This is a genomic window from Candidatus Saccharibacteria bacterium oral taxon 488 (assembly GCA_013099015.1).
Taxonomy (GTDB): Bacteria; Patescibacteriota; Saccharimonadia; order Saccharimonadales; family Saccharimonadaceae; genus Nanosynbacter.
In genome coordinates, this window is record CP039998.1 from 413,015 (window position 1) to 425,673 (window position 12,659).

Below are 12,659 nucleotides of genomic sequence, written 5' to 3' on the forward strand. Positions count from 1 at the left end.
TGAAAGTCGTTTTTTGATGGCTTGCTGTAGAGTTGACGGCGTATATCAATTCACCGCTTGTGAAAATAATGCCTTGATCTCGTGAAAAAAATGCCAGATGCGCTTGAAAAAGCATAAGCGGCGGTCTATACTGGGAATAAGATGAGAATTTTGATGCTAGGGTGGGAGCTTCCTCCGCACAATTGTGGCGGCCTTGGTGTGGCGTGTTACCAGATGTCAAAGGCATTGGCGGCGCACGGTGTTGCTATTGATTTTGTCGTGCCCTACTCGGCGGCGCATCCGAATATTACTCATATGAACATTCACGCGGCCTCGCCGCTACCGCCGGGTTATCATGATCTCGGGGCGTATGATCACGGGGTCGCACCAGAAGTCGAGGATACGGGTGGGCACGAACTTGAACCGATGCGTCGGTTACAGCGCCGCTATGGCAAGTTTGTCAGGCAGTTCGCTCGGATGTATCCACCGGACGCCATTCATGCTCACGACTGGCTGACGATGGAGGCTGGCGTGATCGCCAAGGAGGTGTCGGGTGCTCCGCTGATCGTTCATGTGCATGCTACTGAGTTTGATCGCTCGGGCGAACATTCGGGTAATCCCTTGGTGCATGAGATTGAGCAGCAGGGGCTGATGATGGCTGATCGAATTATCGCGGTTAGTCACATCACCAAGGACATGATTGTCAAGAATTATCACATACCGCCAGATAAAGTTGAGGTGGTATATAATGCGATCGACCTGGCTGACCTGCCGCCGCATGAGTACGACACGGCGACATACAAATACCTCGAGGATCTCAAGACTGATGGCTATACCATCGTTGGTGCGTTGACACGGCTGACGGTACAGAAAGGGCTGACCTACTTCGTGCGGGCGGCAGCTAGAGCGTTAGAGCGCTACGACAAGATCGCATTTTTGCTATCGGGTGACGGCGAGCAGCGGGATGAATTGGTAGCGTTGGCGGCACGGCTAGGTGTTAGTGACCGGGTAATTTTCACTGGTTTTGTTCGTGGCAAGCAGTGGCGCGATGCCTACTACCTGATTGATATATTCATCATGAGTTCGGTGTCAGAACCGTTTGGGCTGACGGCACTGGAGGCAGCGCATCACGATACGGCTCTGCTCATCAGCAAGCAGTCGGGTGTTGGCGAGGTACTCCATAACATCATGCGGTTTGATTATTGGGATGTTGATAAGCTGGCAGATGAGATCGTCAATATTGCGCGCTCGCCAGGCTTGCAGTCGGCCTTAAAGCGCAATGTCAAGGATGAGTACGCTCGGCTGTCGTGGCAGGATGCTGCGGAGCGGTGTGTCGCGCTGTATCAAGCATCGGCCGAAAGGAGGTGGGCATGAGCCGGGGTATCACCCTCTATCTTCACGTGCATCAGCCATGGCGAGTGCGGCGGTATAGTATTTTTGATGTGGCGACGCGGCATGATTATTTCGAGACGAATGATCCAGCCCAAAACAACGAGTTAATTTTTCATAAAGTTGCCGAGAAGTCATATCTACGGATGAATGCTCTACTAGAGGAACTGCTCAGGCGGCATCGTGATTTCAAGCTGTCGCTAAGCATCAGCGGTGTGTTCCTCGAGCAAGCGGAGCGCTTTAACCCAGCGGTGATCGAGAGCTTTAAGCGGCTGGTTGCCACTGGCAAGGTCGAGTTGTTATCAAGCCCGTATTATCACAGCCTAGCGTTCTTTTATTCACGACCCGAGTTTGAGGAGCAAATTCGCCGTCACCAGCAGAAACTGCGCCAGCTGTTTGGCGTCGAGACCACGGTGCTCGCAAATACCGAGCTAGCGTACAATGACGACCTCGCCAAGTGGGCGGAGACGGCTGGTTTTAGCGGTGTGCTGGCCGAAGGTTGGGACGAGGTGCTGGAGTGGCGCAGTCCGAATTATGTGTATCGGCCAGTCGGCACGGACAGGATTGGACTGCTGCTCAAGAATTATCGACTGAGTGACGATATCGCCTTTCGGTTTAGTAATCGGTCGTGGGCGGGTTGGCCGCTGACGGCAGAAAAATATCGGACGTGGTTGATGGAGGCGACGGCCGAGGCACCGCTGGTTAATTTATTCATGGATTATGAAACCTTTGGTGAGCACCAGTGGTCGGATAGCGGTATTTTTAGCTTTTTTGATCAGTTTGTTGCCTCGTGGTTCGAGGTTAGCGGTAATACGTTTTATACGGTGTCTGAAGCGTTGGCGGCGCATCGGCCGGTCGGTGATATTAGTATGCCAGAGACGGTGACTTGGGCGGATAGCGAGCGCGATTTGACAGCGTGGAATGGCAATGATTTACAGAAAGAGGCGCTGCGGTATCTGTACGAGCTGGAGGCCGACGTACTGAGGAGTGGCGATGAGCAGCTGATCGCCGATTGGCGGCGGCTGCAGTCGTCTGATCATTTCTATTATATGTGCACCAAGTGGTTTACTGATGGCGACGTCCACGCCTATTTCAGCCCGTATGATTCGCCGTACGAGGCTTTCCTCTATTATGTCAACGCAATTCGCGATGTGCGCTGGCGGCTGAGCGCGCATCGGTACGAGAGGTTTTGATGTCGGTATTGCTGGCAAATAGTACGTTGGCGATTAAGCTCGATCAGTTTGGTCGAGTGAGTTCACTGTCATTCCCGCACGTTGGCCGCGAAGTTCAGAATCGACAAGCCGTGCATCGGATCGGTGTGTGGGTGGACGGCGAGTTTTCGTGGATTGATGATGGCGCGTGGCGGGTGACGATGCGATTGCCGCAGGGAGCGCTGGTGGCGCACACGGTGCTCAAGCATGAGCGATTGGGGCTGGTGCTGGAGTGCGATGATTTCGTTGATAGCAAGGTTAATGTATTTGGTCGTAATATTCACGTGGTCAATCTGCGGACTGAGACACGCCAGGTGAGGTTGTTTTTGCATCAGGCGTTCCGGCTATACGATGATGGTCAAGCGATTGACACGGCGCAGTATGTTGAGGCCTCGCGGGCGCTGCTACATTATCGTGGGCGACGGGCGTTTGCCGTTGGCCTACGGACATTTGATGGGCGTGATTTCGATCGGTGGACGGTCGGGCGATTTGGCGATGGGCTGGATGGAGCGTGGCGCGACGGGGAGGATGGCGAACTAGCGGGCTGTCCGCATGAGTATGGCATGACTGACTCGGTGCTGGGCTGCTCGCTGCGGCTGGCGGCGTTGGCGTCGGATCGCTGTACCTACTGGTTGGCGGCCGGGACGTCGATCAAGGAAGCGCTAGGGCTGCACGAAAAGACGCGTAATGTCGGCTTGGTGCGGAGCTTGGTGCGGACGACGGATGCCTGGCACAAGTGGCTGAGTCCCGGTTTTCGCGCAGTACAGAAATTGCCGCCAGCCTACCGCCAGACTTTCGTTAATTCCCTGCTAACCCTGCGGGCTCACGTGGATGAATCCGGACTGATACTCACTGATGACTCGGCGGGCGGGTGTCGTCTATACGACGCAGCGTTCGCGCTGTGGCCGCTGATTCGGCTGGGCTATGGCAATGAGGCGGCGATGTTTTTCGAGGCTTGCCGGCGGATATTTGAGGCTGATGGTTACTTCGCGCCAGCATATTATACGGATGGCGAGCCAGTGGCGACTGATACTGCGTGGCGTCAAGACCGGCCGCCAATGCGCTTGAGGGACGCGGCGGCGGTACTATTTATCTTCTGTCAATTTGCGACGTCGCGAGTTGGCATGGAGCGCTCGCGGCAGCTATATCAATCGGTGGCCACCAAGGTAGCGACATTTGTGACGGATAATTGGGATAATCTGGCGGCGGACGACGACGCGACGTTCGTTTGGCGGTTGTCACGCGCAGCACTGGAGCAAGCGAGCGAACTCGCGCAGCAGCATGACGACCCAGCCAATGCGGTGCAGTGGCGGACCTGCGCTGACGATATTAGCACGCAGCTGGCGGGGCGTGATGCTGATGAGGTGACGATGGATGCGGTGTATGCTGCCTATATGTTTGGCGTTGAGGGCGAGGCTGACTGGACCAAGCAACTAGTTAGTGAGGCGACACAAACATTAGCGGCGGTTGACGGTCTGTTCAAGCGACGGGCGGATGATCCAGATAGTAGCGTGGTCGCTAGTTTGTGGCTGGCGCAATATTATATCGAGACGGGAGAGCTGGCGCGAGCAGAGCGAATCGTTGACTTGATCCGTGAGCGGCGCATTGCCAAAACTGGCGCGGTAAGTGAGCATAACGCGTCGTCGGTGGTGGCTTCGGCTGAATATGTCAATACCTTGCTCGATATGATCGTGGCCCAGCGCTGAGGTCAGCGCATGAAAATTAAACTGGCCTGCTGATTTGGTCGTTTGCCACAAATAAAAAACCACCCCTGTCTGAGGGGGTGGTTTTCGCTTGATGTCATTAGCCCTTGCGCGGCTTGACCTCGTTGCGGCCGAGGTTTTTCTTGGTCTCGGTGTAGGTTGCGTGCTGGCGGGCCACTGGATCGTATTTTCGGAGCGTCAGCTTGCCCTGCCCTTTTGTGGTGCGGTTTTGGGTGTTGACCGTGGTGTAGTACGTGCGGTGGCCGCTCAAATTACTGACCAAACCAATCAACTTCCGCTTCGTATTCTTCTTCTTTGCCATCTCTTTACTCGTTACGTTTATTTACAATCTTGACCGATTATAGCACAGATAATTAGGAAACGCTAGGGGTGCTGACAAGGAAAATTGCTCTTGCCCCCCGCGCTAATACCAGCGTACCATCTCATCAAGTGGCCGGCGGCTGCGCGGGTGTGGCCGGTCACTCCGGCTGGCGTAGCCGAGCGCCAGCATGAGAACCGGCAGATCTTTGGCTGGGTCAATGAGCTGGTGGGTTGTCAGTACCTCTGTCGCTTGATCAATCGAAAATCCCTCAATCGGACACGAGTCAATCCCCCGCTCCGCTGCCACCAGCATGGCAAAGCCGAGGGCGATGTATGCCTGGTGCGCTGACCACTGGTGCAGCCCGTCAGGCGCGTCCATCAGCTTGAAATCTTTCTTGGCCCACTGCTTCCAGAAGGTCTTGTAGGCGGTGCGCTCGACCAGATTCATGCGCTTTACATCACGGAGTATGTGATCGATGTGGTCGCTAAGCGCGTCGGCCGTCTTGGCGGTAAAAATCAGGAAATGACTGGCATCAAAGCGCGGCTTGTTAATCGGCGCGCATTTTTTCAGATCCTGGCGCAGCTGCTGATCTTGGGCGACGATGACGTCGAATTGCTCAAAACCGTACGAGGTTGGCGTGAGGCGAATTGCCTCAAGGATCAGCTCCATATCTTGGTCAGAAATCTTTTTATCAGCATCAAATTTCTTGCAGGCATGGCGAAAATCCAGCGCTTTGGTAATTTCCGCTGCTGAAATGGTTGGTTTGCTGGTCATTGGCGTCCTCCTTTTTGTTGCCTAATGATACGTTGCTCTTCGGGAGTGAATCGCCGCGATTCGCGCATTTTTTGGTAAGCTTTGTTGCGCGTCCAGGTGTCGATATGCTCATTTTCTAATTCAGCCAGCGTTAGCTCAAAAAAGTGTACTGCCGTCGTAGCATATAGCCAGGCCAGCGCCATTTTGACGTAATAATAACCGTCGTGTTTAACGTTTCGCAGCGCTGCGAAAACCTGATCGATGTGTGCTTCGTCTAGGAAATTAGTCATCAGCGAAATCACGCCGTAGCGCACCGTGAACTCGTCTTCATTCTGCAAGCATTCTAGTGCAAAATCCCACCACACTTCGCCAGCAAAGCGTCGCTTTTTCTCTACAAATATATCGATGTGCGCCCACGAATCAACGTGTGGCAGATATTGCTTGGCTAGATCAATCATCGTCTGGTCATCGAGCCGAGCGTGCGTGATCAGCAGCCCGCATAGCAACACGTATTCAAATGATTCGTTCTTGGCTGTTAGTAATTTGCTAATGTCCGCTGCGCTCATATTAGGCGCTAATTTCCTCGCCAACCGCCGTAAATCCGGCACGCGCACGCCGATGACCGGCATCTTGGTGTTGACGATACGATGGTTAAAGACAGCGTAGGATTCGTTGCCTTGGGCAAGCGTTTCGAGTTGGCGCGTGAGGTCTTGAAGCATATGTTTATTATAACCTATAAGTGGTGCATTGCTAACGCTGCTCCCACTGTTTCGGCAAAACCCGGCATGAGCTTCATCTTGGGAACTTCTTTGAGATTAAACCAGGCAGCGGATTTATTTTCCCAATTAAGCCGGGGCGTAACGGTACCTGCTAGTTCAACGAGGACGGCAACAACATGCCATTCACGATCTAGTTGCTGGTCAATCTGTACAAATGGCCGGCTGAGCTTCATATTGATAATATGTTGCCTTGAAATGCCGACCTCTTCGGCTAGTTCACTATACGCGATGTCTTCAATACTAAGATTAGGGTTGTCGATAAAACCGGATATGCCGTTAATCAGCTCCGGATAGGCGATAACCTCAGCGCTACGTTTAGTCAGGAGGACTTGATCGCCCGAGACAACAACACAGTTTAACACAAAACACACACGTTCATCAGTATAGTTAATTCGTCCATCTTCAAAACGTGGATAATCAGCCGTAAGGTCGCGAATGTGTTGCATGTAGGCGGCAGACGATTGCTTATCCATGTTTAGTACAAATAATCTAAAAATCAAAATGGAGCCACGATCGGGGCTTGAACCCGAGACCTCATCCTTACCATGGATGCGCTCTACCAACTGAGCTATCGCGGCATTACACCATCGCCTGCGGCATGCGCGCTCTACGTATGTTCACGTTTCACGCGTAGAAGCTATCGCGGTACACCGGCTACGCCCGAAAACGGCGCGGCAACATTCGTATTGTACCATATTCACGTGGCCGTGCAAAGACGATGGCGTTCTCAGACTACTTCTCTGCCTCGACCTGATCTGGCTTGTCGGTGGCTTCAGGGGCGGTTGGCGCAGTTGTTTCTTTGGGCTCTTCTTTGTGCGCTGTCGGCTTGTTAGCTTTGGCTGAGTCAAACTCAGATTCGATTTCGCTAAGCACATAGCCCATAGCGGCGACCAGGGCGATAGCGACGACTCCGCTCGCAACGTCGTAGTAATGAGTGAAGAAGCTGAGAATAAAGGTGACAACGGTGGCAAGGAACGTAACGACAATGCCAGCGGTAGTAAAGAGCCAGCCTCGGGTTTGCTTGCGTCGTAGCGGTGAGATGGCCAGTCCGAAGAGGACGACTTCGGTGATCGCAAAGATCAGCGTGATGATCTGCTGCAGGCGAATGAGAACGATGTTGGGTACAAAAATAGAAACGCCAAAGAGCGAGATGCGGTCAGCCTGCGACAGAAGTGATAGGGCTGAGGTTAGTGACAAAGCAGCCACCACCGCCAACATTGCAGCGACAATCCAGAGGTTGTCGGCGACCGCTTGGCGCGACTGCTTGGGCATGCGCGGTAATGGTTTATAGAGTGCTTTGAGTGTTTTAGCAAATGGAAATCGTTTCATGATTTGATAATAGCATGTTGGGAGCTGGTGAGCAACTTAGCGTGAAGTACGGGTGGATTTTGTGGCGCGCGCTCGGGTTGGCTTGGCTGGCCGCGGCAAGCGCGGCGTAATGATGGCGTCCAGTACTGTCCAGGCGACGCTGTTGACCAAGAAGACCACGCCGACGATACCGGCGATTGAGGCGGCCAGATGTGCGGCCGAATTACTGATCAGGATTAGCCCGCCGCCGACAGTCAAGCTAATGATAGCTAGGGCGACGTAGGCCTGCTGTAACTTGAGGCGCTGATTTTTCTGCTCGTTCCAGGTGATCAGCCCTCGCTTGATAAGCTCTAACATGCTCGAAATTATAGCATTGTTTATGAGTAAAGTCAACTTTACCTATAGTTGCTAGTTAGTCACTAGACAAAACGTATTTCCATCGGGGTCTCGCATAACTACCCAGCGCCAGTTGCCTTCCGACTTTTCTTCTACGAGCTTTCCGCCAAGGTCGATTATTTGTTGAATAGCTTCATCAATATCGTCGACAACAATATCAATATGCATCCCGAGAGATTCTTGATCGGGAACTTGTTGGATACTAATTGTTACCCCATCCTCATTATTAGTCGATGGTAGATCAATGTATGGCGGTGAGACATCACCCAGCTCTCTGCCGGTTACGGCACTCCAGAACTTTGCCGATTCTTTACTGTCTGTTGAGTTTATGATAAGGTATCCAACCCTACCAATAGGCGTTTTTCTTTCCTCTGGCGTTACCCTTTTCTCTTCCATAGTTTCATTATATCAAAAGAAGGCCAGAAAGAACTCTGAGACGGCTATCGCCATTACTGCGAGTGCGTTCGGCGTATTCATCGGTATGGCACTGGTGATTGGGCTGATGTAGCTATGCCGTATAATGAAGCCATCGCCGACCAAGTGCAGCTAGACCTCGCACATTTGCCCGACACGCACGAAATCAAGATGTATGGTGGTATTGCCTTTATGGTCAACAACAAAATGTGCGCTTGCGTTGGTGGTAGCAAAACAGACAACATCATGGTGCGTATCGGCGCGGATGTATACGAGGATGCACTGAAACGAAAGGGCGCGCGCCCGACAATCATGAAAGATCGATCGTCCGATCAAAGGTTATATCGACCTCGACGGCGAAGAGCGAAAGGACTTTAGGGAGTGGGTAGAGTTGGTGTTAAGGTTTAATGAAGAATTGGTAAGCAAGAAGAAGTAATCCCAGAGATACGCTATATCTAGCGCATATACACCAGATATGGCGTAGCTATTACTTATTGCTCTCTTCAAAAGCAAGTCGCCCACGTGTCGCAACAATCGCCACAATTGCTAGCACTGTCAGACTGAGTGCAGCAGGCCAGTTGTTGGCGATAGCAACGCCGCTGAGCGTTGCGACAACAAAGAGCGACCAGTTGACGCTATTGTGCGCGAGTATGGCAAGAAACACACTGCCGCGCGCCTTGTTGACGAGCCATGACATCACGACCGACATACTCACCACTAGTACAAGGTACGCCCATAACTGCGAAACACCACTACGTGCTGTGTCCCATTCGGAAGTAAAGAATAATGGTATATGCCATAGACAGTGCACAACTCCCAAAATAACCGCCGCAACTAGCGGGTGATACCGCTGCTGCAAACGATGAAGAGCAAAGCCTCGCCAGCCGCCCTCTTCTTGTATCGGACCACCAGCAAGATATATGACAAATGTGACGAGCAGCGTCGTGATAATCGCAGGCGATATGTCGGACGAAATCCCGACACCACCAAAGAGGAAATACGCCGCACAAATCGCGAGAGGAATTGCCGCGAATGCGAGAATATATGCCAGTGGGTGCGCTCGCCACTGCGTAAAGCTCTTTTGTAGTTGCTTTACTCCTTTGCGTCCACTCGCAATGCGAGTAACAACAAACACTGCAACCAGCGGCCCCGCAATAAGCCCGAGCTGATTGATGCCGGCAACCGCAGAACGTGGCAGCTCATACGGTAGCAACCCGACACCTGTCTGCGACAACCACCACGGACTCCACCCAATCCACGACCCAAGATATGCGAGAATAAAAAATGACGCTAGGGGATAGGCACGAACAGTGCTAATGAACTTGTTTTTTATAGATAGCTGGCTCATGGATTTATTATACCTTGCTGGTGATGTTATTGTGACCAGCGGCGCGGCTCACAGTTTTGTCCTGTTTTGGTGCCGGAAGTAGGACTCGAACCTACGAAGCCTGACGGCGGGAGATTTACAGTCTCCTGTGATTGCCACTACACGATTCCGGCGTGTATTTGGAGCCGATTCAGGGATTCGAACCCAGGACCTGCTGTTTACAAAACAGCTGCTCTAACCAGCTGAGCTAAATCGGCATCTTGAACGATTGTAGCAAGTTTTGCAGCCCAAGACAAGGTCTACATGATCACTTTTCGTGATTGTTGCCGCGGCTGGCGTGGCTGCTGAGGATGAGCTGGGTGTGGCGAACGGCGCGGGACGGCGGCTGGCTTGTCGGGTGTGAGCATGGCCGTGGCGCGCTCGCGAAGTTTGGCGGCTTGTTCGGGCTGCTTGGCGCTGTCGTAGGCTTGAGCAAGCGTGTTCAATGTGTGCGGCGTCGGTTCGAGCTCAGCGGCCTTTTCTAGCGCCGCCAGCATCTTCTTCGTATTACCTAATTTCTCCTGAACCTTGGCGTAGGCGATGTGCCGGGCGGCATGACTGGCCTCCATATCAAGCGCCTGCTCAAACGCCAGCGCCGCCTTGACGTAATCCTGTGTCTCGTAGTAAATGAGGCCGACATTGTGTAGGCTCGAGGCGCTCGGCTCGAGGCTCTGGGCGATTTCAAAGCACTCGATGGCGTCCTTGTAGGCACGCTGCTTGGCATACAAAATCCCCAGGCGATTGTAGGCTGTGGCATTTTTCTCATCGACGCGCAGGATGGTTAGGAGTGCCTTTTCGGCACGCAGATATTTGTTTTCACGCAGCGACTCTTGAGCGATAGCCCAGAGCTTGTCAAGTTTCTCTGACAATTTAACTGGTAAGTTTTGTGCTTCGCCGACTGACGGCTGATACCAAACTGCCCACACCATAACCAGCAGGATAACTAATAATCCAGACATATGCATCCATTATACCACAATATTGATCAGTGCCAGCCGCACGTTGCCATTGTGCGTCAGCCGCGTTTCGGCAGTGATGATCCGATCAAGGAGGGGTTGGTGCGAAGGGCTCGGTTGAGTTTTCATCTGAAACGCTACCATGGTGAGAAGGATGTCGATCAGCTGGAGGGCTTTGGCACGGTCGGTGAAGTAGGATGGCAGCGTGCGCAGTGCTCCGTATGAGCCCGGTGTAGAGAGGATGCATTTGGCGTCAGTGGCGATGGCTTGATATTCGGACAGTAGTTTCGGCGTGCGTGCTAATTGACGGATGAGCAGTGGCCGGCCGGCGGCCAGGAACAGGATTTGGCGCCGCTCGCTGGCGGTGAGCGAGGTGGCGTCAAGCAGCGTCTCGTCCTGTACTGGCGAGGTACAGTGCAGGGTCAGCACCTGACAGCGCGAACGAATGGTGGCCAGGAGCTGCTGCTCGTTCTCGGTCACCAGCAAAAAATGCGTGTTGGCGTTCGGCTCTTCCAAGGATTTGAGAAGCGCATTCTGGGCCGCCTCGCTCATGTGGTCGGCTGGATTGATAATGATGACGCGGCGAACCGTGGCGTGCGTGCGCAGCATAGCGATCATGGTGCGAATCTGCTCAGTCGTGATCGTGGTTTTTGCCTCCACTGGCTGCAGTCGAATCACCTCTGATGGTGTGAGCGTTGCTAAGTATTCGGCGGTGCCCATGCCGTCCAGCCCACGCTCGGCGGTGATGATCACCGCCTGCGGCAGTCGCTCAGCAAGTTGGCGCAGTGTAGCGCGGTCGCAATGCGCCACCACTGGTGTGCGTGGCGGGCGGGTGTTAGTCATGAGTGGCCTCGCCGGGCTCGTTCGGGGTTGCGGCAACTCTCGGGAATAATTGTCGAAACTCTGCTGGAATGGCCGCCTCAAAGGTCTTTCGCTCGCCAGATGGCAGTGTAATTTCTAGTTTGTGGGCGTGAAGCATCAGGCGGCTGGCGTTTGGCTTGCCGTAGACGCGGTCGCCGAGAATTGGCGTGTTTAGGTATGCCATATGGACGCGGAGTTGATGGGTGCGTCCGGTGGTAGGCTTAAGTTCAATTAGTGCTTTGGCGTTAGCCGCTGCCAAAACCCGATAGTTTGTCTGGGCGGGTTTGCCATTCGGATCGACGCGGAAGGTGCTGGGCGCGGATGGGTTGCGACCAATTGGCAGGTCGATCTTTGCGGCGGCTAGTTTTGGTGCGCCGTCAGTTACTGCGAGATAGGTTTTTTTGGTGGTGCGCTGGGCGAATTGCCGCTGTAAATGAGCGGCGGCTTCAGCAGTTTTAGCGATGATCAGCACTCCTGAGGTGTCGCGGTCGAGCCGATGGACGATGCCCGGACGGTCGGTGTCCGAGGCAAACGAAGTCTGGGGACGAATAATTTCCGCCACGGTTGGCTCGGTCGACAGTCCACCTTTGGCATGGGTCAGCAGTCCGCTGGGTTTATCGACTACAATTACGTCATCGTCTTCGTATAATATTGGCAGCTCCGCACTGGCCTGCTCCTGCTCTGGCAGCTTGACGGCAATCTCGTCAGTCTCATCGACCTCAAACTTTGGCGTCGTCACTACGCGCTGATTGACCGAGACGTAACCAGCTTTGATATATTTCTGCCAGAGGCTACGCGAAATCGACGGGTCAAAGTCCGTGGATAAGTGGACGTCCAGGCGCTGCTTGGTCGGCACGATGTGGAGCATGATGACAAATTTGCCTTGAAACGGCGTTTCGGTGCAGCTCGGGTCAAGCGGGTTTGGCAACATCTCAGCATTGGCTGGCTTGTCAGGCCACAGCTCGTCAATTGATTCCTCATCGACGATTGAGCCGTAGAGCACGGCGAAATGCTGCTTGTTTAAGATAAACTCAGCCACGATATGCGATTCGTCTGTCTGAACTTTCAGGTGGCGCAGGGCTTTGACGGGCGTGTTGTCGTCTGCCAGTTGATATAGCCTGGCGATTTTAAGGACAGTGCGCGGCGAAATCTTCACGCGGCGTGTCCTCTGCGGTTTGGGCGGCTAGACATCTGCGGCGCTTGATGTGGCGGCATTCCCCGC

The 12,659-nt window shown here is 53.5% G+C and carries 15 protein-coding genes and 3 tRNA genes; 4 read left to right on the forward strand and 14 right to left on the reverse strand.

Annotated features, from left to right (window positions below; translation table 11 throughout):
• The first annotated feature begins 141 nt into the window (after positions 1-141).
• From FBF29_02120 to FBF29_02130, 3 genes are read left to right on the forward strand one after another with little or no spacing between them, the layout of a single operon-like run.
• Positions 142-1,353 (forward strand): glycosyltransferase family 4 protein, encoded by a 1,212-nt coding sequence (locus FBF29_02120; GenBank protein QJU07491.1) that lies wholly within the window; start codon positions 142-144, stop codon positions 1,351-1,353.
• Entirely contained in the window at positions 1,344-2,561 is a 1,218-nt protein-coding gene (locus FBF29_02125; protein QJU07492.1) for an alpha-amylase, read from the forward strand. The genes FBF29_02120 and FBF29_02125 overlap by 10 nt, the downstream gene beginning before the upstream one ends.
• Entirely contained in the window at positions 2,561-4,285 is a 1,725-nt protein-coding gene (locus tag FBF29_02130; protein QJU07493.1) for a hypothetical protein, read from the forward strand. The genes FBF29_02125 and FBF29_02130 overlap by 1 nt, the downstream gene beginning before the upstream one ends.
• Before the next feature lie 97 nt (positions 4,286-4,382).
• Here FBF29_02130 and rpmG read toward each other — a convergent pair whose 3' ends face one another.
• The 8 genes from rpmG to FBF29_02170 all read right to left on the reverse strand — a co-directional run bounded on the left by rpmG (position 4,383) and on the right by FBF29_02170 (position 8,236).
• Positions 4,383-4,604: a 50S ribosomal protein L33 gene (gene rpmG / locus FBF29_02135; GenBank protein ID QJU07494.1), complete on the reverse strand. Its 222-nt coding sequence runs from the start codon at positions 4,602-4,604 to the stop codon at positions 4,383-4,385.
• Between the two features lie 102 nt (positions 4,605-4,706).
• Positions 4,707-5,378, reverse strand: coding sequence for an NAD(P)H-dependent oxidoreductase (locus FBF29_02140; protein ID QJU07495.1), 672 nt, complete (start codon positions 5,376-5,378; stop codon positions 4,707-4,709).
• Positions 5,375-6,076, reverse strand: coding sequence for a DNA alkylation repair protein (locus FBF29_02145; protein ID QJU07496.1), 702 nt, complete (start codon positions 6,074-6,076; stop codon positions 5,375-5,377). Before FBF29_02145 ends, FBF29_02140 begins: the two co-directional genes overlap by 4 nt.
• Positions 6,077-6,090: 14 nt before the next feature.
• Positions 6,091-6,609, reverse strand: coding sequence for an NUDIX domain-containing protein (locus tag FBF29_02150; GenBank protein QJU07497.1), 519 nt, complete (start codon positions 6,607-6,609; stop codon positions 6,091-6,093).
• Between the two features lie 29 nt (positions 6,610-6,638).
• Positions 6,639-6,714: transfer RNA gene (locus FBF29_02155), tRNA-Thr, on the reverse strand.
• Positions 6,715-6,868: 154 nt separating this feature from the next.
• On the reverse strand, positions 6,869-7,465 hold the full coding sequence (locus FBF29_02160) for a hypothetical protein (protein QJU07498.1): 597 nt from the start codon (positions 7,463-7,465) through the stop codon (positions 6,869-6,871).
• Between the two features lie 36 nt (positions 7,466-7,501).
• Positions 7,502-7,801, reverse strand: a complete 300-nt coding sequence (locus FBF29_02165) for a hypothetical protein (GenBank protein QJU07499.1) — start codon at positions 7,799-7,801, stop codon at positions 7,502-7,504.
• A 51-nt stretch (positions 7,802-7,852) separates the two neighbouring features.
• Positions 7,853-8,236: a hypothetical protein gene (locus FBF29_02170; GenBank protein ID QJU07500.1), complete on the reverse strand. Its 384-nt coding sequence runs from the start codon at positions 8,234-8,236 to the stop codon at positions 7,853-7,855.
• 114 nt (positions 8,237-8,350) lie between these two features.
• Between FBF29_02170 and FBF29_02175 the strand changes: the two genes are divergently transcribed.
• On the forward strand, positions 8,351-8,632 hold the full coding sequence (locus FBF29_02175) for a TfoX/Sxy family protein (protein QJU07501.1): 282 nt from the start codon (positions 8,351-8,353) through the stop codon (positions 8,630-8,632).
• Between the two features lie 109 nt (positions 8,633-8,741).
• Here the strand turns inward: FBF29_02175 and FBF29_02180 are convergent, their stop codons facing one another.
• The 6 genes from FBF29_02180 to FBF29_02205 all read right to left on the reverse strand — a co-directional run bounded on the left by FBF29_02180 (position 8,742) and on the right by FBF29_02205 (position 12,593).
• On the reverse strand, positions 8,742-9,602 hold the full coding sequence (locus FBF29_02180; GenBank protein QJU07502.1) for a CPBP family intramembrane metalloprotease: 861 nt from the start codon (positions 9,600-9,602) through the stop codon (positions 8,742-8,744).
• A 67-nt stretch (positions 9,603-9,669) separates the two neighbouring features.
• Positions 9,670-9,754, reverse strand: a tRNA-Tyr gene (locus tag FBF29_02185).
• A 7-nt stretch (positions 9,755-9,761) separates the two neighbouring features.
• Positions 9,762-9,838 (reverse strand) — tRNA-Thr (locus FBF29_02190).
• A gap of 42 nt (positions 9,839-9,880) precedes the next feature.
• Positions 9,881-10,585 carry a tetratricopeptide repeat protein gene (locus tag FBF29_02195; protein ID QJU07503.1) on the reverse strand — a complete coding sequence of 235 codons (705 nt, stop codon included), beginning with the start codon at positions 10,583-10,585 and terminating at the stop codon, positions 9,881-9,883.
• A 3-nt stretch (positions 10,586-10,588) separates the two neighbouring features.
• A complete protein-coding gene (locus FBF29_02200; protein ID QJU07504.1) occupies positions 10,589-11,419 on the reverse strand; it encodes a hypothetical protein in 831 nt (276 codons plus the stop codon).
• Positions 11,412-12,593 carry an RluA family pseudouridine synthase gene (locus FBF29_02205; GenBank protein QJU07505.1) on the reverse strand — a complete coding sequence of 394 codons (1,182 nt, stop codon included), beginning with the start codon at positions 12,591-12,593 and terminating at the stop codon, positions 11,412-11,414. The genes FBF29_02200 and FBF29_02205 overlap by 8 nt, the downstream gene beginning before the upstream one ends.
• Positions 12,594-12,659: the final 66 nt, after the last annotated feature.

Bases quoted from the DNA above. Each gene is read 5' to 3' on its own strand.
- FBF29_02175 (QJU07501.1), top strand. From the start codon at position 8,351: ATGCCGTATAATGAAGCCATCGCCGACCAAGTGCAGCTAGACCTCGCA.
- FBF29_02120 (QJU07491.1), top strand. From the start codon at position 142: ATGAGAATTTTGATGCTAGGGTGGGAGCTTCCTCCGCACAATTGTGGC.
- FBF29_02145 (QJU07496.1), bottom strand. From the start codon at position 6,076: ATGCTTCAAGACCTCACGCGCCAACTCGAAACGCTTGCCCAAGGCAAC.
- FBF29_02130 (QJU07493.1), top strand. From the start codon at position 2,561: ATGTCGGTATTGCTGGCAAATAGTACGTTGGCGATTAAGCTCGATCAG.
- FBF29_02195 (QJU07503.1), bottom strand. From the start codon at position 10,585: ATGCATATGTCTGGATTATTAGTTATCCTGCTGGTTATGGTGTGGGCA.
- FBF29_02140 (QJU07495.1), bottom strand. From the start codon at position 5,378: ATGACCAGCAAACCAACCATTTCAGCAGCGGAAATTACCAAAGCGCTG.
- FBF29_02150 (QJU07497.1), bottom strand. From the start codon at position 6,609: ATGGATAAGCAATCGTCTGCCGCCTACATGCAACACATTCGCGACCTT.
- FBF29_02160 (QJU07498.1), bottom strand. From the start codon at position 7,465: ATGAAACGATTTCCATTTGCTAAAACACTCAAAGCACTCTATAAACCA.
- FBF29_02180 (QJU07502.1), bottom strand. From the start codon at position 9,602: ATGAGCCAGCTATCTATAAAAAACAAGTTCATTAGCACTGTTCGTGCC.
- FBF29_02170 (QJU07500.1), bottom strand. From the start codon at position 8,236: ATGGAAGAGAAAAGGGTAACGCCAGAGGAAAGAAAAACGCCTATTGGT.
- FBF29_02200 (QJU07504.1), bottom strand. From the start codon at position 11,419: ATGACTAACACCCGCCCGCCACGCACACCAGTGGTGGCGCATTGCGAC.
- FBF29_02165 (QJU07499.1), bottom strand. From the start codon at position 7,801: ATGTTAGAGCTTATCAAGCGAGGGCTGATCACCTGGAACGAGCAGAAA.
- rpmG (QJU07494.1), bottom strand. From the start codon at position 4,604: ATGGCAAAGAAGAAGAATACGAAGCGGAAGTTGATTGGTTTGGTCAGT.